Origin of the sequence: Vibrio amylolyticus (genome assembly GCF_023145695.1) — a bacterium.
Lineage (GTDB): Bacteria > Pseudomonadota > Gammaproteobacteria > Enterobacterales > Vibrionaceae > Vibrio > Vibrio amylolyticus.
On record NZ_JAJHVV010000003.1, the window covers coordinates 182,161 to 202,116 of the forward strand.

Sequence of the window (19,956 nt, forward strand, 5' to 3'; positions counted from 1 at the left end):
GCATTTCCCTTGCGATATTCATTGTGATTATAAAAGGGCATCAGTTACAACAACAGCAGAATATCATTTTCAAATCTGGTGCGGATATTACCATAACCGCCCAAATTGACAGCTTTTTTAAGCAAATACGTCATGGTTATGAGGGCACGGTTTTACTTAGATCAATCAATGGTCAAAGTTTGCCCTATTTTCTACAGCCCAAGATTCGTTTAGTCAGTGATTACCCGTTTCAGCTTGGCGACAAAATCGAAGCTACTGTCTTTGTTAAGGCGATATATGGACAGCTCAATGAGGTCGGGTTTGATATCGAGTCGTATTATTTTTCTCAAGGTTGGTTAGCCAAAGCATCCGTTAACCATAGATTCCCCTTTATTGTAGCCAGCCAGTATTCCTATCGACAGTTACTTTATGAACGAACCCTGAAAAAGTTAGATCACAGTGAAGTGAAAGGCCCAATCATTGCCCTTGTTTTTGGTCAGAGAAACTTCATTACACCCTTGCAGTGGCAGCAGTATCGAGATAGTGGGCTTATTCACTTAATAGCCATCTCTGGTTTACACATTGGTGTAATGTTTTTCGTTGGCTTCTGTTTAGGAAAAATACTCAGTCGATGTTCGAGCACTCTTATTTGGGCACCATGGATAATCGGGACTGGTTTGGCTTGTGGTTATGCTTGGTTAGCCGGGTTTAGCATTCCAACTTGTCGCGCACTCATTATGTGTATCTTGGCTAGCATATTTGTTTTATCGAATAATAGGCAGTCACCACTTAAGAAATTGTTAATTACCTTATCCATTGTATTACTCATTTATCCTTTCTCAGGGCTTTCGAGTAGTTTTTGGCTCTCCTTTTATGCGGTTTCAATGTTGATATTTATACTGGGCCAACCCGCAGTAACACATCAATCAACAGAAAAGAAAAGCAATCTGTTTACCGGGTTAAAGGTTCAACTTCTTATTGTCTATTGGATGTTCCCAATAACGGCTTTCCTATTTGATGGGGTAAGCTTGAGTAGTCTGTTATATAACGTAATTTTTGTTCCTTGGTTCAGTTTCCTTGTTGTTCCTTCGATATTTTTTGCGTTATTTATGACGATGTTGGATGCTGATTTTTCCTTGTTGTGTTGGCAGCTCGTGGAGTATTTACTGCTCCCTGTTCAGTGGAGTAGTGGCTATGCGTCAGGTACATGGGCAGAGCTGTCTATAAATCAGGTTTATCTTGTTATCACGGTTTGTTGTGCAATGTTTATGGGGTATTACTTAAATTGGCAGGCACGGGTGTGGTTAGCTGTCGTTTTACTTACGGTAGTGGTGCATAACTGGATACAGAAGGAAGATGAAACAAAGTGGAAAGTGGATATTTTAGATGTAGGCCATGGACTGTCGATCCTCATTGAGAGGAATGGTCGCGCAGTTGTCTACGATACTGGGAATCGTTGGCAACAAGGGTCAATCGCTGAATCATTATTATTACCGTTATTAAGGAAGCGCGGAATTCATGAACTTGATGCCCTGATATTGAGCCATTTAGACGCTGATCACGCTGGAGGACGAGGTGTGATAGAAGATACGTTATCACCTCGCCTTAAAATTGCTCCCCAAACACTGAGCGGCTATCAACCCTGTATTCGAGGAAAGCATTGGATTTGGCAAGGGCTAAAATTTGATATTTTATGGCCAGAGCAGCAAGTTGAAAGAGCTTATAACCCTCACTCCTGTGTGATTCGAGTAACCGATGAAAAAGCTCAGTTTAGCCTTCTTTTAACCGGAGATATCGATGCATTGGTCGAGTGGATATTGCTACGAACGCCCAAGGAGTTACAAAGCGATGTCTTAATCGTGCCACATCATGGTAGTGCAACGTCATCTATACCTCAATTTATTGAATCAGTGAATCCGCAGTTGGCGATCGCATCTTTATCTAAGGGGGGGCGCTGGAGATTACCCGATGAAAAAGTCGTTCAGCGATACAATCAAAGAGGTATTACTTGGTTGGATACTGGTCAATATGGTCAAGTGACTATTTATATTGATGAAAATCTAAGCGAGATTGATAAAAATATGTGGCAGGTTTCTGCAATTCGACAAGCAGAAGGGGAGCGCTGGTATAGGCAGATGCTTCGGAACGGAGTAGAATAGCAACAATATCGCACTTAAATAAAGCTCTTCTATGTCTACAACTACAGATGAAACCACGCTACATACTTTCAAGCGACTTTGGACTTATATTCGTTTATATAAGGCTGGCCTTGCTGTCGCTGTTGTTGCGCTTGTAATCAATGCGGTAGCTGATACCTATATGCTCTCGTTATTGAAGCCTCTATTGGATGAAGGGTTTGGTGAAGCTGAGTCGAGCTTTTTAAGAACACTTCCGTTAATCATCTTTGCAATGATGTTTATTCGTGGTTTAAGTGGCTTTGTTTCAACGTATTGTCTGAGTTGGGTCTCCGGTAACGTTGTGATGTTAATGCGTCGCAAGATTTTCCATCAGTTTATGCATATGCCAGTCGCCTTTTTTGACAAAGAGTCGACGGGTGGTCTTCTTTCTAGAATTACCTATGACTCAGAACAAGTAGCAGGTGCAACAAGCCGAGCATTAGTGAGCATTGTGAGAGAGGGAGCGAGCATTATAGGTTTGCTTACGCTCATGTTCTGGAATAGCTGGAAACTTTCAATCGTACTTTTTCTCGTTGCTCCTATTGTTGCTTGGGGAATCAGTATTATTTCCAAACGCTTTAGAAAAATCTCTAAAAATATGCAAACTAGCATGGGTAGCGTTAGTTCCTCTGCTGAACAGATGCTAAAAGGTCACAAAGTCGTTTTAAGCTACGGTGGGCAAGAGGTAGAGCGAAAACGCTTTGATAGCGTTAGTAATCAGATGCGCCAGCAGACGATGAAGCTTGTTGCGGCTCAAGCTGTCGCCAACCCAGTTATTCAGCTTATCGCGTCAGTGGCATTGGTTACAGTATTATTCCTAGCAAGTGTTGATTCAATTAGGGCTGAACTGACACCAGGTACATTTACGGTTATTTTCTCTGCGATGTTTGCGCTTATGCGACCTTTGAAGTCATTGACTAATGTAACGTCAGAATTTCAGCGAGGTATGGCAGCTTGTCAGACTTTATTCTCATTAATGGATTTGGAAACTGAACGTGACAATGGTAAGCGTAAGGTAGAAAAAGCAGTTGGCTCTGTAGAGGTTGAAAATGTGAGCTTTACCTACTCAGGTAAAGAGACCCCCGCACTATCTGATGTAAGTTTCAGTATTCCCCAAGGAAAGACGGTGGCCTTGGTCGGGCGCTCAGGATCAGGTAAAAGTACCATCGCTAATCTATTTACTCGTTTCTACGATGTAGACTCTGGTTCAATAAAGCTTGATGGGTACGATGTTCGTGATTACGAGCTTACAAATTTACGCACGCACTTTGCGTTGGTCTCCCAAAATGTTCATCTTTTTAACGACACTATTGCGAATAACATCTCTTATGCCGCGACAGAAAAATACAGTCGTGAACAGATAGAACATGCTGCTAAGCTTGCTCATGCGATGGACTTTATCGAGAATCTAGAAGAAGGTTTAGATACCGTTATTGGCGAAAACGGTGCAAGCTTGTCGGGTGGCCAGCGTCAACGTATTGCTATTGCTCGAGCGCTATTGCGTGATGCGCCTGTCCTTATTTTAGATGAAGCGACATCAGCACTGGATACAGAATCTGAGCGCGCCATTCAGGCTGCCCTAGATGAGCTTCAAAAAGATAAAACCGTCCTTGTTATTGCACACCGACTATCCACCATTGAAGAAGCGGATGAGATTTTGGTTGTTGATGAAGGTCGAGTCATTGAGCGTGGGCCGCACAGCGAACTACTCGCGCAAGATGGCGCTTATGCCCAGTTGCATAAAATTCAGTTTGGTGAGTAACCAGTGATAGAGAAAATCTGGTTTGAAGATCACCCTCTAAAGTACTTGTTGTGGCCACTGTTGTGGCCACTGAGTCAGCTTTTTTTGTTTATAGCGACTCGACGACGACGCGCTTATGAAGAGGGTGAAAAAGAAAGCTATCGGGCTCCAGTCCCGGTAATCGTGGTCGGAAATATTACCGCAGGTGGGAATGGTAAAACGCCCGTGGTGATCTGGCTGGTGGAAAAGCTAACGCAACAAGGGTATAAACCGGGTGTGGTTTCTCGCGGCTATGGTGCAAAAGCGCCGAGTTACCCTTTGCTAGTTGATGATTCAACACCAACAGGGCACTGTGGTGATGAGCCGAAGCTTATTCAACAGCGAACTCAAGTTCCTGTCGCGGTTTCACCTGTCCGTTCAGAGGCTGTTAAAGCCCTTCTACCGGAAGGGGTCGATGTAATTATTACCGATGATGGGCTTCAGCATTATGCACTTCAGCGTGATCTTGAATTCGTTATTGTTGATGGTGTTAGGCGCTTTGGCAGTGAGCAGCTTTTACCATTAGGACCATTAAGGGAAAAAACATCTCGCCTAGATGACGTGGATTTTGTCATTACCAATGGTGGCCAAGCCTTTTCTGGTGAGGTTGCAATGACACTGAAGCCGGATGAAGCTGTCAATTTAGTTTCTGGTGTACGAGTTCCCGTGAAATCACTTGAGCGCTTAGTGGCGTTCGCTGGAATAGGGCACCCACCAAGGTTTTTCAATACACTAGTAGAGCTTGATGCGCAGGTGGTTAAGACCAAAGGGTTTGCCGATCATCAGGCTTTTCAGCAACAAGAGTTAGATGCATTAAGCCAAGCTGGTTCAAATATAATTATGACTGAAAAAGATGCGGTTAAGTGCCGAGACTTTGCGACAGAAACCTGGTGGTATTTGCCTGTTTCAGCGGAGTTTGAGCCTGCAAATGAGCAACGCATTTTGGAAAAAATAAAAGAGGTAATGGAATAATATGGATCATCGTCTTTTTGAGATTGTCGCGTGCCCAGTGTGTAAGGGTAAATTAACGTTTGATAAAGAGAATCAAGAACTTATTTGTAAAGTGGATAGGTTAGCTTACCCGGTAAAAGAGGGTATTCCTGTGCTTATTGAGCCAGAGGCTCGTACTATCTCTTCTGAAGAGGGTCGTTAATGTCTTTTACGGTTGTTATTCCTGCTCGTTTTCAATCAACTCGTTTACCGGGTAAGCCTTTGGCTGATATCGAAGGAAAACCAATGATTCAGTGGGTGCATGAGCAGGCTATTCAAGCTGGTGCGGACCAAGTCATTATTGCAACGGACGATGACCGTGTAGCGGCTGCAGTGACCTCATTTGGCGGAGAAGTGTGTATGACATCTCCAGATCATGACTCAGGTACTGAACGTCTTGCTGAAGTGGTAAAGGTCATGAACATTCCAGATGATCATATTGTTGTGAATGTTCAAGGTGATGAACCGCTAATACCCCCTTCTATTATTAAGCAGGTTGCGAATAACTTAGCCAATAGCGTTGCTCCTATGGCGACATTGGCTGTTGAGATTTGTGACGAGAGTGAAGTCTTCAATCCAAACGCGGTTAAGGTGGTAACGGATAAAGAAGGCTATGCCCTTTACTTTAGCCGAGCGTCAATACCTTGGGATCGTGATGCTTTTGCTAAAGACTCACCTTCTATCGAGCAACCGCTTTTACGTCATATTGGCATATACGCTTATCGTGCAGGGTTTATTAATACCTACATCAATTGGCAGCCTACAGTACTCGAAAAAATCGAGTGTCTAGAGCAGCTTCGTGTGCTTTGGCATGGTGAGAAAATTCATGTTGAAATAGCGGAAGAAGCGCCAGCGGCTGGTGTGGATACACCTGAAGATCTTGAAACCGTTAGACGCATTATAGCGAGTCGATAGTACGACCTCTAAATAAGTTATAAAAAAAGAAAGGAGCGAATATCGCTCCTTTCTTTTTTATCTACACAAGGTTACGTGAGTGAATTAGATCTTAGCATCATAGTCATTTCTTTGAGGGCAGGTCGCTAGTATCTCTCTTCGTCCTGTCTCCTTGACCTCTTCAAGTATTACGTCAAACCCCCAAATTCGATAAAGATGTTTGAGAACTTCATCATAGTTGTCGTCCAATGGAACTCTATCTTGAGGTACATATTGTAGGGTCAATGATCGATCACCCCGTACATCAACATTAAAGACTTGAATATTCGGTTCGAGATTACTGAGGTTATATTGGGCTGCTAACTTCTCTCTGATTTCTCGATACCCTGAGTCATTGTGGATTGCACTGACTTCAATATAGTTCTTACGATCATCGTCGTTGATGGCGAAAAGCTTAAAGTCTCGCATCAATTTCGGTGACAGATACTGACTGATAAAGCTCTCATCTTTAAAATTATGCATAGCGAAGTGAAGTGAATCTAACCAGTCGCTACCTGCTAGATCTGGGAACCACTCCTTGTCTTCATCAGTAGGCTCTTCACAGATACGCTTAATGTCTTGGAACATGGCAAAGCCCAGCGCATAGGGGTTGATACCGCTAAAGTGAGGGCTATTGTATGCGGGTTGCGCCACAACGCTGGTATGACTATGCAAAAACTCTAGAATGAACTTGTCGGATACTAATTCTTCATCGTAAAGGTGGTTCAAAATGGTGTAATGCCAGAACGTTGCCCAACCTTCGTTCATCACTTGAGTCTGTTTTTGAGGGTAGAAATACTGACTTATCTTCCTAACAATTCGAACGATTTCTCGTTGCCAAGGCTCTAATAAAGGAGCATGTTTTTCAATAAAGTAAAGAATGTTTTCTTGAGGCTCTGTTGGGAAACGAACCTTTAGATCTTCATCTTTCGTCTTTGCTTTAGGTACCGTACGCCAAAGCTCGTTAACTTGAGATTGAAGGTAAGACTCACGCTCTTGCTGACGCGCGGTTTCCTCAGCAATGGATATTTTCTCAGGACGCTTGTAACGGTCGACCCCATAATTCATTAGTGCATGGCAAGAGTCGACGAGTTCTTCTACTTCTGAAACACCATACTTCTCTTCACACTCAGTAATGTAGTTCTTCGCAAAAAGTAGGTAATCGATGATAGAGCTAGCATCAGTCCAAGTCTGGAACAGATAATTTCCTTTAAAGAATGAGTTATGACCATAGCAAGCGTGTGCCATGACCAAGGCTTGCATCGTAACAGTGTTCTCTTCCATTAAATACGCGATACATGGATCAGAGTTAATGACTATCTCGTAGGCTAAGCCCATTTGGCCGTGTTTATAGCCCTGTTCGGTTTGAATGAATTTCTTGCCAAATGACCAGTGGTTATAGTTGATGGGCATACCGATGCTTGAATAGGCATCCATCATTTGTTCTGAAGTAATGACTTCAATTTGATTTGGATAGGTGTCGAGTCGATAGTGTTGAGCGACCCGTTTTATTTCGACGTGATACTGCTCTAATAGGTTGAATGTCCAATCCGGACCATCTGGAAGCATCTTACTTTTAGACTTGCTCGCTTTTTTCTTGGTGCTTTTTGATTTAGTAGTCATAGACACTCCCTAAGCCGACTCTTTCTGGAATAATTCCCTAAATACCGGGAAAATGTCATCAACAGTACGGATGTTCTTCATAGCAAAATTACTAAACTGCTGCTCTAGCTTTTCATATTCATGCCATAAGGTTTGATGAGAACGACGTGTGATCTCAATATATGAGTAGTACTGACAAGTGGGCAGTAGTTTATTGACCAATAGCTCCTTACAGCGAGGAGAGTCATCAGCCCAGTTATCCCCGTCTGATGCTTGAGCTGCATAGATATTCCACTCTCCTGACGGATAGCGGTCGGCGACAATTTCATTCATTAGTTTTAAAGCACTAGAAACAATGGTTCCGCCTGTTTCTTGGGAGTAGAAAAACTCGTGTTCATCAACTTCTTTTGCTTGGGTATGATGACGAATAAAGACAACATCGACATTTTCATAAGTTCTATTTAAAAACAGGTAAAGCAATACATAAAAGCGTTTTGCTATGTCTTTAGTCGCTTGATCCATAGAGCCGGAGACGTCCATAAGACAAAACATGACGGCTTGGCTGGAGGGAATAGGGCGCCTTTCATAGTTCTTAAATCGTAAGTCGAAGGTATCGATAAATGGCACGGACTTGAGTTTGTTGCGTAACTCTTCGATCTCTTGTTTGACTCGTTTCTCTTCCAATAATTGAGCCGGTTCGGTATTTTGAATCAGCTCTAGTTCTTGTTCTAACTCGGCAAGTAAGCGCTTCTTACCTGCCGTCATTGCAGTTCGACGCGCTAGGGATTGTTGTAAAGAGCGAACGATTGCGATATTTGAGGGAATTCCGGCCGTTTGGAAGCCGGCACGATGAGACTTCCACTCTGTTACTTTGTTAACTTGATTCTTTTCAAGGTTTGGCAGTTCAAGATCTTCAAAAAGAAGGTCTAAATATTCATCTTTAGAAATCTGAAATACAAATTCGTCTTCGCCTTCGCCATCTTTACTCGCGTCACCTTCTCCTGCCCCCTTTCCTTGCCCTCCGCCTTTAGGCCGCTCTATTTTGTCGCCTTTTATGAACTGATCGTTACCAGGATGTACGCGTTCGCGTTTTCCGCCTTTACCTTGATGAAAACTTGGTTCTTTAATATCACGGTGGGGAATCGAAACATCTTCGCCTGAGTCAGTATTAGTAATCGATCGACGGTTTACAGCATCCGCTACCGACTCTTTTATCTGTTCCTTGTGGCGTCGCAAAAATCGCTGACGATTAACAGCGCTTTTATTTTTGCCATTTAGCCTTCTGTCGATAAATTGTGCCATAAGCAATTCCTCTTTAAACATCACACCACTTAGCCTTTAGTCACCTAGCGATGTTGCTGTGGTGACTAAGGCCTACGGGTTTAGCGTTGCTTGCGGTTAAGAAGATTTACGAACACGTAAATACCACTCAGATAGCAATCTTACTTGTTTCTCGGTATACCCTTTCTCCATCATACGAGCGACGAAATCATCGTGTTTTTTCTGATCTTCAGAAGAGGTTTTCGCGTTGAAGGAGATAACCGGTAGTAGCTCCTCTGTGTTAGAGAACATTTTCTTCTCAATCACGGTACGTAGTTTCTCGTAGCTCGTCCAAACGGGATTTTTACCATTGTTATGTGCTTTAGCACGTAAAACGAAGTTGACTATCTCGTTTCGGAAATCTTTAGGATTACTAATCCCAGCCGTTTTTTCAATTTTCTCAAGTTCACTGTTTAGAGAACCTCGGTCGAACAGTTGCCCGGTTTCAGGATCTCGATACTCTTGGTCTTGAATCCAAAAATCAGCGTAAGTAACGTATCGGTCAAAGATGTTTTGTCCGTACTCTGAATAGGACTCTAAGTAAGCGGTTTGTATCTCTTTACCGATAAACTCTACGTATCTAGGGACGAGGTAACCTTTTAGATACTCAAGGTACTTTTCAGCCTGCTCTTGTGGGAACTGCTCTCTCTCAACTTGCTGCTCAATGACATAGAATAAGTGAACTGGGTTTGCCGCGACTTCTGTTTGGTCAAAGTTAAATACGCGAGATAAGATCTTGAAGGCAAAACGAGTAGAAAGTCCTGACATGCCTTCATCGACGCCAGCATAGTCACGGTATTCCTGGTAGCTCTTCGCTTTCGGATCGGTATCTTTGAGGGTTTCACCATCATAGACGCGCATTTTCGAGAACAAAGAGGAGTTTTCTGGGTCTTTTAGGCGGGACAATATACTAAATTGAGCCAGCAAGCTCAGCGTGCTTGGAGAACATGGTGCTTTTGACAGTTCGGAGTGCTCGAGAAGTTTTTGATAAATTTTAACTTCTTCAGAAACACGCAAACAGTATGGAACTTTGACGATATAAACACGATCTAAGAAAGCTTCATTGTTTTTGTTGTTTCTAAACGTCTGCCACTCGGATTCGTTAGAGTGAGCGAGGATCATGCCATCGAATGGCAATGCTGAAAGCCCTTCAGTACCGTTGAAGTTCCCTTCTTGTGTTGCGGTTAAAAGAGGGTGTAGTACTTTTATTGGAGCTTTAAACATTTCGACAAACTCCATTAACCCTTGGTTTGCCTTACACAATGAACCTGAGTAACTATAAGCATCAGGGTCATCTTGAGAGAAGTGCTCGAGTTGTCGAATATCCACTTTACCGACGAGTGATGAGATATCTTGGTTGTTTTCATCACCAGGTTCTGTCTTCGCGATAGCTATCTGTTCTAGGATCGAAGGACGAAGCTTGACGACTTTAAACTTAGACAAGTCCCCACCGAATTCATTTAGACGCTTTGCTGCCCAAGGAGACATAATGGAGCGCAGGTAACGCTTCTCAATGCCATAATCTTGTTTTAATACGTCGCCATCTTCATTCACATCAAACAGGCAGAATGGGTGATCATTAACTGGACTACGTTCGCCGTTTGCAGACAACACATAGATAGGCATTTGCTGCATTAGTGCTTTGAGTTTCTCCGCCAGTGACGATTTACCACCGCCAACAGGGCCTAATAGATAGAGAATCTGCTTACGTTCCTCAAGGCCTTGTGCGGCATGTTTTAGATAGGAGACGATTTGTTCAATCGCGTCCTCCATGCCATAAAAATCTTCAAATGTTTTATACCTAGAGATAACACGATTTGAGAAAATTCTACTAAGTGTGGGATCTAAAGCCGTGTCAATAACTTCTGGCTCACCAATGGCAAGCAACAGACGTTCAGCTGCATTGGCATAGGCACTTTTGTCATCCTTACAAAGTGACAGAAACTCTTGAAGTGACAACTCTTCATCTTTGGCTGCCTCATAGCGTGCTTGGAAGTGGTCGAAAATACTCATCTTGAAATCCCCTCTGAACCGATCAAACTGTCAAACAACCCGCATGGAAAATACAAATCCTTTCATAATTAAGATTAGTAGAATTTCGCAATTGTGCTTAACAATTATGTGTTTAATTACAAAAGGGTGATGTGGAGAAAGTTTTTTTCTATGAGATGCTTAGGTGGGATTTAGGCAAAAAAAAAGGGTTAGCTTAATCGCTAACCCTTGTTGATATTTTACATCTTATGCATTGAATATTTGTTGAAGCTCTGTTGCACATAGGTGGTATTGACGTGGACAAGAACGCCATGTCACAAGCATGCGACGATACTTATCAAGCATTGGCATTTGGCTATTGAAGTGGTGATCGCCTTTTTCAAATTGAGGGTATAACCCTTCAGAATCGATAAGAAAGCGCACGTAGTTTACTAACTGAGACTCACTTGCAATATCAAAGCCCAAGAATTGAAGACGTCGTTGATCAACCTCTTTTTGCTCATCATCTTTAAGCATTTTGTTTGATTCTTGCATCGCGTGATACATTTCCAGAATATCGACAATCTGACGACATTCCGCTTCTTCAATACAACCAAAATCTTTATTTAGCTCTTGCATTTGTAGCGCATAACCGCGCTCAACGATGGTTTGAAAACGCTGATATTTCGCGCTGTTCTCAGGGTCCATTTGTGACATTAAGTAGTATTGGTTTGAAAGGATCAAACGTTGAGCATTTGTCATTTCCATAATAATTCTCTATTGTTTTTTACTGTTTAATTAATCAGGATAATATCATTAAGTATCAGTACTTTACATTTGAATTGTACTGACTCAAAATTGACTTAATAGAATCCATTGATTCTTTTGATGGCGGGTTTACACCTTCCAGTTCATATTCAAACCCGAGAGCTTCCCATTTGTGAGCACCTAATTTGTGGTACGGAAGTAGCTCGACTTGTTCGATATTATCCATATCCTTAATGAACTCACCTAGCATATGAACCGCTTCTTCATCATCGGTGTACCCTGGGACAACGACATAACGGATCCATGTTTTTTGACCAATGGTATGTAGATATCGAGCAAAATCTAACGTTCGTTTGTTCGATACTCCAATAAAATCATGGTGTATTTCATCTTTCATATGCTTTAGGTCAAGCATTACGAGGTCGGTAGACTCTAAAACTTCGTCGATGACTTCAGTGTGTTTGCGAACATGACCATTAGTATCTAGGCAAGTATGAATACCTTCTGCTTTAGCCGCGCGGAAAAAATCACGAACAAATTCAGGTTGAAGCATGGCTTCTCCACCAGAGCAGGTAATTCCTCCACCAGAGGCTTTCATAAAATGACGATAGGATTTCGCGTCATTTATGATCTCTTCGACGGTAACTTCTTTTCCGCCTTGCGTGTCCCATGTATCGCGGTTATGGCAATACTTACAACGCATTAAGCACCCTTGCATAAAGACAATAAAACGAATGCCTGGGCCATCGACAGTACCACAAGACTCAAAGGAATGAATGCGACCAGTTGTTGACATAAACTCATCTCGAAAAGGATTGATTACTCATTATTTTATTACAAATAGAGACGTATAAACAGGACTTGTGACAGTAACTATACCTTTAAAAAACCAAGAAAAAAAAATATCGCATTATGAAGGCGGTATGTTATAAAGTTGTTATAATTAATAAAACTATAAATAAGAACGCAGTTGCCTACTTTTTTCGCTTAATCCATTTATCAAAATGATAAATAAGGGAATGTCATGGAAGTTTTAGCGTTATCTCAACGGCAAAAAATCACATTATTTTTAGTCGTTTTGTCCATAGGGTTTATTTGCCTAGGGCTATTTACATCAAATCGTTTGTCAATAATGAGCTCGCAATATCAAAGTAGTGGTGATGTTGCTGCGGGGTCTATCTCCATTCACAAAACACAAAGTGAATTACTCGCCTTGGCGGCCGATCTTGACTCGTTGACTTCAAACGAAGTAGACAGAGTAAAAAATAAGATTGACGAAATTAAACGCTTGGTGGCGAGCGATTCTCGTTTTTTAAAAGAGCTAGATCTCTCTTTGGAGGCGGATACTCTTACCGCAAGTGTCGAGCAATTTTATCAAACTTTAGTACCTTGGTTAGAAGTAAAAGCAGAACTTGGTTTTAATGTTGATGAAGGGAAGCTAGGGCAACTCAAATCACTGGCAGCAACAATCGAAATGAAGATTGAAGAGACGGGGATGGTGACCCTCAATTCAGATTTTCAAGCAATGATAAAGGCGCAACAAAATTACCTCCTTCAGCCTAATGAGAAAAACCTTAAATTGTTTAATCGCGCTATGGCTGGCTTTGTAAACATGTCCAATACATACGCTATGTTAGATTTGTACGAAAAGGAAATTGAGGTGATGAAAGCGACGTTTATGCGAGTCGCAGAGCTATCACAACAATTGGGTTCTATTGAGCAAAGCCTTTTCCAAAGTGAATCTCGAACAACCAGTGTCATTAAAGATGTTACTGGCGTACTTGCTGGTATAACGACTGAATATGAGGGGAATGCGCAGCGCAGCGCAAGTCAGACTCAGTGGTCAGTACTTATTGCATGTGCGCTTCTCGCTATCTTTACTATCGCTATTTTTATAACAATCAGTACCACGTTAACTCGCTCGGTGAAGCAGACAGGCCTGATATTGTCAGAGGTTGCTAAAGGTGATTTGGCTCAGCGAATGGTCGTTGGTGGCAATGCCAATGATGAGTTTAACCAGCTCGCGATGACCATTAACCAAAGCTGTGAAAATCTCGGCGAGCTCGTTCAAGGAGTTCAGCAGAGCAGTAACGCGTTATCAGAAAATGCCGCTGAACTTAACTCTGGTATTGACTCTTTGGTTCATAATCAATCAAAAGTATTAGGACAAACGGAGCTACTAGCTTCCGCTACGGAAGAGGTGAGCGTCACCACACAAGAAGTGTCTAACTCGTTAGAATTTGTTGCGGATATTAGTAAGTCATCCACCTTAGCCGCTGAAGAGGGATCCACGGTCATCAAAGCTGCCATTGATTCTCTTGAAGATGTGAATGGCATCTTGCAATCAGCCGCTGGACACATTCAACAGCTAGAAGCTGCGTCTTCTAAGGTGGATTCGGTTATGGAAATCATTAACGGAATAGCGGAACAAACCAATTTGCTCGCATTGAACGCAGCAATAGAGGCGGCTAGAGCCGGGGAACAGGGGCGTGGTTTTGCCGTCGTGGCAGATGAAGTACGGAATCTGGCGGTAAGAACGGTTGATGCTGTTGGCGAGATTTCCGGAACGATCGAGACGATGAAAAAAGAGAGCGCGGAGGTGATACAGTATATTGGTCAATCTGAATCGTCGATACATGCGGGGCAGGATAAAGGGCACGAGGCAATGGAGGCGCTTAGTCAAATTACCGAAAAAGCCGATGATGCCGCGCATCAAACAGAAGTGATCTTTGCCTCTATTAGAGAACTTGCCACGACGAGCCAGTCGATGGCGAACAATATGATAGAAATTTCGTCGGCGATGAAAGAATTAGAGCACAACAATGAACAGCTTCGTCAAACTAGCCAGTTGGTTGAACAGCGCTCAAACAGCCTGAATTCAGACTGCGATCGCTTTAATATTTAAGTTGAAGAAGGCAAAGAACAAGAGTTATTTGCCTATTCGAATTGAAGTGTTTTATTTAGAAGAACGTAAATAGAGTCAGGCCACCAGTTCCGTAAACGGAGCTTGGTGACTCTTTATAATCAGGTGTTTTGGCAGTGAAGGTTAAACTTGCACCTAGGTATTGGTTATACCAAACAGCGCCAAAGACTGCGCTAGACTGCCAGTTTTCAAGTGTGGCAGGGTACTGTTCTTGATTTTCAATATTAGGTCTATCCCCCTCGATGGTGATGTCGTTGAATCGATAGCGTCCTTCGATACCCGTAAAGACGAACCAAGCAGAGTTTGAAGCGCCTATCATTCCAGGTTTCACTGGGTTTTCCGTTGATATGTTTGCAGCGCCCATATTGCCACCGAGATCGGTACCCCAACGAAGCATTAGTCCCGTTGAGAGGTCACTTCTAAACCCGCCAATATTACCTTCACTGATATTTGAAAACTCTAACTCGGTATTTCCAAAAGAGTTGTGTCTTCCGAGGTTGAAGTGTGACAAATATCCGACACTACCCACCATTCCTTCATCAACTTGATATTCCCAGCCATTAGGGTCATCCGATCCCGTAATACTGTGAACTAGTTTTTGTGCTTGACTCGCAAATGAGTTTTCCCCAACCGTTCCGATAGTCAGATTAAAACGTTGTGCTTGTTGTGGGTGGAGACTGATGAAATTGAACTCGCCATGGAAGTAACCGGCGTATGGTCGATCATTAGCAATGGGCTGAGCATCTTCAATATCAGAAGGCGTCCACATCTTATGGCCGAGAGTAAATTCAAATTTGTCGAGTGAGGTAGCTCCCCATGCGGACAAGCTTAGCGGTGTTAGTATCCAGGGTGTGTTAATTGCACCGGATGTATATGAAAGAAAAAGGCCGTTAGTATAATCTTCGTCAACCCCAAAAATACCATCGTTATCTAATGAAAACGTGACAGTTGAACGTTCAGAAGCGACTGCTCCTGAAGAGGCTATGATCAAAGCAAGGAGAAAGCGTGATTTCATTCGAGTACTACAAGTAATGATTGACTCTTGATAGTACAGCAAAAAATAGGCCAGAGTGAGCGAGAAAAATACTGAAAACTAAAACTGTGCAGATCCTCAAATTACCAAGGCTTCAAGTTGGTTATCTTTTATTCAGATAACAAAAAGCCCCGCAGAAGCGAGGCTTTATCAATCATTGACGTTCTTTAAATTATAGAGAGTCAGTGAAAGTACGTGCGATTACGTCAGCTTGTTGCTCTGAAGTCAGAGAGTTAAAGCGAACAGCGTAACCTGATACACGAATCGTTAGCTGAGGGTATTTCTCAGGGTGCTTAACTGCGTCTTCTAGCGTGCCGCGGTTAAGAACGTTCACGTTAAGGTGTTGACCACCTTCAACGCCAGTTTCGTGGTGGAAGTAACCATCCATTAGACCAGCAAGGTTAGCACGTTGGCTATCTTCTTCTTTACCTAGTGCGTTTGGCACGATAGAGAACGTGTAAGAGATACCATCTTGAGCATCAGCAAACGGTAGTTTACCTACAGAAGTCAATGAAGCTACAGCGCCTTTTTCATCACGACCGTGCATTGGGTTAGCACCAGGAGCGAAAGGAGCACCAGCGCGACGACCGTCAGGTGTGTTACCCGTTTTCTTACCGTATACAACGTTAGATGTAATAGTAAGAACTGACTGTGTAGGAACTGAATCACGGTAAGTCTTAAGCTTACGGATCTTGTTCATGAACGTAGAAACAAGTTCACATGCGATGTCATCAACGCGTGCGTCGTTGTTACCAAATTTAGGGTAATCGCCTTCGATTTCAAAATCAGTTGCGATGCCGTCTTCGTCACGAACTGGTTTAACTGTTGCGTACTTGATAGCAGACAGTGAGTCAGCGGCAACAGAAAGACCTGCGATACCACATGCCATTGTACGACGAACGTCACGGTCATGAAGGGCCATTAGAGACGCTTCGTAGCTGTATTTGTCGTGCATGAAGTGGATGCTGTTTAGAGCAGTCACGTATTGCTTAGCTAGCCAATCCATAAATGTGTCTAGGCGACCCATTACGTCATCGTAGTTAAGTACTTCATCAGTGATCTTGTCGCCAACTGGGCCAACTTGCATCTTCAGCTTCTCATCAACGCCACCGTTGATTGCGTAAAGCATCGTTTTAGCAAGGTTTGCACGAGCGCCGAAGAACTGCATTTGCTTACCAACGATCATTGGAGATACACAACAAGCGATTGCGTAGTCGTCAGAATCAAGGTCAGGACGCATTAGGTCATCATTTTCGTACTGGATAGAAGATGTATCGATAGATACCTTCGCACAGAAACGTTTGAAGCCGTCAGGCAGTTGCTCAGACCAAAGAACAGTTATGTTTGGCTCTGGAGAAGGACCCATAGTGTATAGGCTGTTTAGGAAACGGAAGTTTGAACGCGTAACTAGAGTACGACCGTCAACACCCATACCACCCATTGATTCTGTTGCCCAAATTGGGTCACCAGAGAATAACTCATCGTATTCTGGAGTACGTAGGAAACGAACCATACGTAGCTTCATTACGAAGTGGTCGATCATTTCTTGAGCTTGAACTTCAGTGATGTTTCCAGCAGCAATATCACGCTCGATGAATACGTCTAGGAAAGTCGAAGTACGACCTAGAGACATTGCAGCACCGTTTTGAGACTTAACAGCCGCTAGGTAGCCGAAGTAAGTCCACTGGATAGCTTCTTGAGCTGTCGTTGCTGGGCCTGAGATATCGTAACCGTATTTTTCAGCCATCACTTTCATTTGGCCTAGCGCGCGGTGTTGCTCTGAGATTTCTTCACGAAGTTGCATTGTCGCAGAAAGATCTTCGCCATTTTCGAAACGATCTTGAAGAGAAGCAAACTGAGCTTGCTTGTCTTTCATTAGGAAGTCTACGCCGTATAGTGCTACACGACGGTAATCACCAATGATACGACCACGGCCGTATGCATCAGGAAGACCCGTTAGAACACCTGATTTACGACATTTTAGAATGTCTGGCGTGTAGATATCGAAAACACCCGCGTTGTGTGTTTTGCGGTATTCTGAGTAAATCTTTGAAACCATTGGGTCAAGAGTTTCGCCGTAAGCTTTACAAGAACCTTCAACCATACGCACACCACCGTTAGGGATGATTGCACGTTTTAGAGGCTTCTCGGTTTGTAGACCAACGATAGTCTCAAGATCTTTGTTGATGTAACCTGCATCGTGAGCAGTGATGGTAGAGATAACAGACGTATCGAAATCAACAGGTGCTTTAGTCGCGTTTTCCTGTTTGATACCTTCCATTACTTTGTCCCAAAGCACGTTAGTTGCTTCAGTACCCTCAGAAACTAGGAAAGATTCGTCGCCTTCATACGGCGTGTAGTTCTTTTGAATAAAATCACGAACGTTTACTTCGCTTTGCCACTCACCTGCAGCAAAACCTTCCCAAGCTTTAGCAAATTGCTCTGCCATGACATACCTACCTTTTTAGTAGTAAAAACACGTACTGTTTTCGCTGTGTACACAGCTATCCTTCGAGAAAGAACAGTACTCACATTAATAACAATATCTATAGTAATAGAAAATAGCATCTCGAAAACTATACATATTGTCATTTGCATATTAATTATGCTCTAGATTAGAAAAACCCCTAACCATTAAGAGGTAATATACACTAAAATTTTTTTGTAAACCTTAAACTAAATCAATAAAAGTCAAAAAAAGTTGAAAAAAAAGGGTGGTGACAGTCACCACCCTAACTATTTTTTAATCTATAGCCAAGCTTGTAAGCCGTATTGACTCTCTAGCATACCTACTGCAAGCATTGCGATTAAACAGATAACCAGAACACCTGCTGGGATAACGACCTTATCAACAAAGGATAGCTTAGAAGCACGTTCTTTATCACCAATTAGGCCATTATTATCAAGTAGCATAGTAAGAGCCCATGCTAGTACTGGGTTAACAACAGCAGAACCGAAGATACAGATACCTGCAGCTTGTGAATCCTTCGTGTCTTTAACCATCTGCATACCCGCTTCAAGTAGTGGTAAGAATACACCCACTAAAAGAGCAACACGCATTACTGGTGGCCAAACCGCAACATCCATTGGGAAGCCTAGGATGGCAACGATAATACATAAAGAGCCCAATAAAATTGCACCTGCTGGAATAGGACGCTTCGCAATCGCGGCTGGGATCATGTATGTACCCCAAGACGATGTGATGTTACCACCACCAACCGCAGTACCGACCATTTGACGGAAAGAACACATTGTCATCGTGTCATCAACGTCCATAAGAACTTTTTCAGTCTTACGTGGGTAGTTAAGCTCTTGGAAGATACGGTGACCAAGGAAATCTGGCGACCACATAGCAACCGCTAGAATGGCAAATGGAAGTGACGCAATAAAGTGCTCAAGATTTGGTAAACCTAATTGCCAACCTTGCTCTGTGCTTCCCCACCAGTAAACTGGGTTAAGGTTTGGAATCCCCATTTCCGTTTCGAACGTTAAGTCAAAACCAGCACCTAGACCTAGTGCGATAATCAGACCGGTAAAGGCACACACTGGAATTGCTAACCAACGTTTGTTGATTTTTGCAAGGAACGCATAAACAACGATGTTGATGCCAAGTACAACAAGGCCAATATAACCAAGGCTACCCGCTTCAACGGTTGAAGACTGTAGTCCAGTAGCCCAAGCTTGAATTGAACCGATTTGGCTCATTACCCCAGTGAAACCGAGGAAGATCAAGAGGCCCCCTGCTGTCCCTTGGGAGGTGAGGTTAACCAACTTGGAGCCACCTTTAAAGTAGCTCAGTAGCAAACCGAAAATACCAAGTAAAATTGCTAGTGCGAGAGGGTGAGCACCCGCCAGTGCAATACTACCGATAAGAGGAATCATTGGGCCGTGGTTACCGGCAAGGTTAGCTCTTGGATTAAAGATACCCGATGCGAGTACACAGAAAAGCAGAGCCGGAATCAGCATCTCTACACGAGCAACTTCAATGGCAAACTCTTTACCAAGATCAATGTGATCCCATGCCGCTGTTAGACCGTCTGCCCAAGACATCATTACCGCAGAATACATTGCAATGATACCAATGGTACCAGCAAGCGCAGGTACTAAGTCTTCTAGTTCAAATCGAAAATCACGACCGGGTAAGTTTAAGCCAAAACGGCGTGGTTTCATGATCTGCAGTTCGTGATCTAGGTAATCCGAACGGTTAGCAAACTCAGATGCTGGACGATGGAGCTCTTGGTAGCTCTTGTTCTCAATATCCGAATCAGAATGCGGTTTATTCACTGCGTCTGACATAGATTCCTCATATTAAAAGTAGTCAATTATTCAATCCGAGTCCTGTGGCAGCGAGTTTGCCTCAGGAGTGGCACGAGATTTTTGTGCTTAGTTTTACTTAAAGATAAAGCATGTAGTGTTTATTTACACTTTCGATTTTTTGCGAGTTTAACGCGCTTATTATATAGCGAGATTGATCTTGATC

General features: G+C 42.9%; 14 protein-coding genes. 6 read left to right on the top strand and 8 right to left on the bottom strand.

Annotated elements, in window-relative coordinates:
- Positions 1 to 23: 23 nt before the first annotated feature.
- The 5 genes from KP803_RS05930 to kdsB are packed head-to-tail and all read left to right on the top strand — an operon-like array spanning position 24 to position 5,841.
- The gene (locus KP803_RS05930) at positions 24 to 2,138 is read left to right on the top strand and encodes a DNA internalization-related competence protein ComEC/Rec2 (RefSeq protein ID WP_248007924.1); all 2,115 of its coding nucleotides are present in this window, start codon (positions 24 to 26) and stop codon (positions 2,136 to 2,138) included.
- A gap of 31 nt (positions 2,139 to 2,169) precedes the next feature.
- On the top strand, positions 2,170 to 3,918 hold the full coding sequence (gene msbA, locus KP803_RS05935; protein WP_248007925.1) for a lipid A ABC transporter ATP-binding protein/permease MsbA: 1,749 nt from the start codon (positions 2,170 to 2,172) through the stop codon (positions 3,916 to 3,918).
- A gap of 3 nt (positions 3,919 to 3,921) precedes the next feature.
- Positions 3,922 to 4,908, top strand: coding sequence for a tetraacyldisaccharide 4'-kinase (gene lpxK / locus KP803_RS05940; RefSeq protein WP_248007926.1), 987 nt, complete (start codon positions 3,922 to 3,924; stop codon positions 4,906 to 4,908).
- A gap of 1 nt (position 4,909) precedes the next feature.
- Positions 4,910 to 5,089: a Trm112 family protein gene (locus KP803_RS05945; protein WP_248007927.1), complete on the top strand. Its 180-nt coding sequence runs from the start codon at positions 4,910 to 4,912 to the stop codon at positions 5,087 to 5,089.
- The gene (kdsB, locus tag KP803_RS05950; RefSeq protein WP_248007928.1) at positions 5,089 to 5,841 is read left to right on the top strand and encodes a 3-deoxy-manno-octulosonate cytidylyltransferase; all 753 of its coding nucleotides are present in this window, start codon (positions 5,089 to 5,091) and stop codon (positions 5,839 to 5,841) included. The genes KP803_RS05945 and kdsB overlap by 1 nt, the downstream gene beginning before the upstream one ends.
- A gap of 84 nt (positions 5,842 to 5,925) precedes the next feature.
- Here the strand turns inward: kdsB and KP803_RS05955 are convergent, their stop codons facing one another.
- The 5 genes from KP803_RS05955 to pflA all read right to left on the bottom strand — a co-directional run bounded on the left by KP803_RS05955 (position 5,926) and on the right by pflA (position 12,316).
- Positions 5,926 to 7,482 (bottom strand): SpoVR family protein, encoded by a 1,557-nt coding sequence (locus tag KP803_RS05955; RefSeq protein WP_248007929.1) that lies wholly within the window; start codon positions 7,480 to 7,482, stop codon positions 5,926 to 5,928.
- A 9-nt stretch (positions 7,483 to 7,491) separates the two neighbouring features.
- Positions 7,492 to 8,763: a YeaH/YhbH family protein gene (locus tag KP803_RS05960; protein ID WP_248007930.1), complete on the bottom strand. Its 1,272-nt coding sequence runs from the start codon at positions 8,761 to 8,763 to the stop codon at positions 7,492 to 7,494.
- A 96-nt stretch (positions 8,764 to 8,859) separates the two neighbouring features.
- Positions 8,860 to 10,794, bottom strand: a complete 1,935-nt coding sequence (locus KP803_RS05965; RefSeq protein ID WP_248007931.1) for a PrkA family serine protein kinase — start codon at positions 10,792 to 10,794, stop codon at positions 8,860 to 8,862.
- A 225-nt stretch (positions 10,795 to 11,019) separates the two neighbouring features.
- On the bottom strand, positions 11,020 to 11,520 hold the full coding sequence (locus tag KP803_RS05970) for a YfbU family protein (RefSeq protein WP_248007932.1): 501 nt from the start codon (positions 11,518 to 11,520) through the stop codon (positions 11,020 to 11,022).
- A gap of 55 nt (positions 11,521 to 11,575) precedes the next feature.
- Entirely contained in the window at positions 11,576 to 12,316 is a 741-nt protein-coding gene (pflA, locus tag KP803_RS05975; RefSeq protein ID WP_248007933.1) for a pyruvate formate lyase 1-activating protein, read from the bottom strand.
- Positions 12,317 to 12,544: 228 nt separating this feature from the next.
- Here pflA and KP803_RS05980 point away from each other — a divergent pair, with 228 nt between their 5' ends.
- Positions 12,545 to 14,425, top strand: a complete 1,881-nt coding sequence (locus KP803_RS05980) for a methyl-accepting chemotaxis protein (protein ID WP_248007934.1) — start codon at positions 12,545 to 12,547, stop codon at positions 14,423 to 14,425.
- A gap of 55 nt (positions 14,426 to 14,480) precedes the next feature.
- Here the strand turns inward: KP803_RS05980 and KP803_RS05985 are convergent, their stop codons facing one another.
- The 3 genes from KP803_RS05985 to KP803_RS05995 all read right to left on the bottom strand — a co-directional run bounded on the left by KP803_RS05985 (position 14,481) and on the right by KP803_RS05995 (position 19,772).
- Positions 14,481 to 15,458 (bottom strand): lipid A deacylase LpxR family protein, encoded by a 978-nt coding sequence (locus KP803_RS05985; RefSeq protein WP_248007935.1) that lies wholly within the window; start codon positions 15,456 to 15,458, stop codon positions 14,481 to 14,483.
- 190 nt (positions 15,459 to 15,648) lie between these two features.
- Entirely contained in the window at positions 15,649 to 17,925 is a 2,277-nt protein-coding gene (gene pflB, locus KP803_RS05990) for a formate C-acetyltransferase (RefSeq protein ID WP_248007936.1), read from the bottom strand.
- Between the two features lie 299 nt (positions 17,926 to 18,224).
- Entirely contained in the window at positions 18,225 to 19,772 is a 1,548-nt protein-coding gene (locus tag KP803_RS05995) for a DUF3360 family protein (protein ID WP_248007937.1), read from the bottom strand.
- Positions 19,773 to 19,956: the final 184 nt, after the last annotated feature.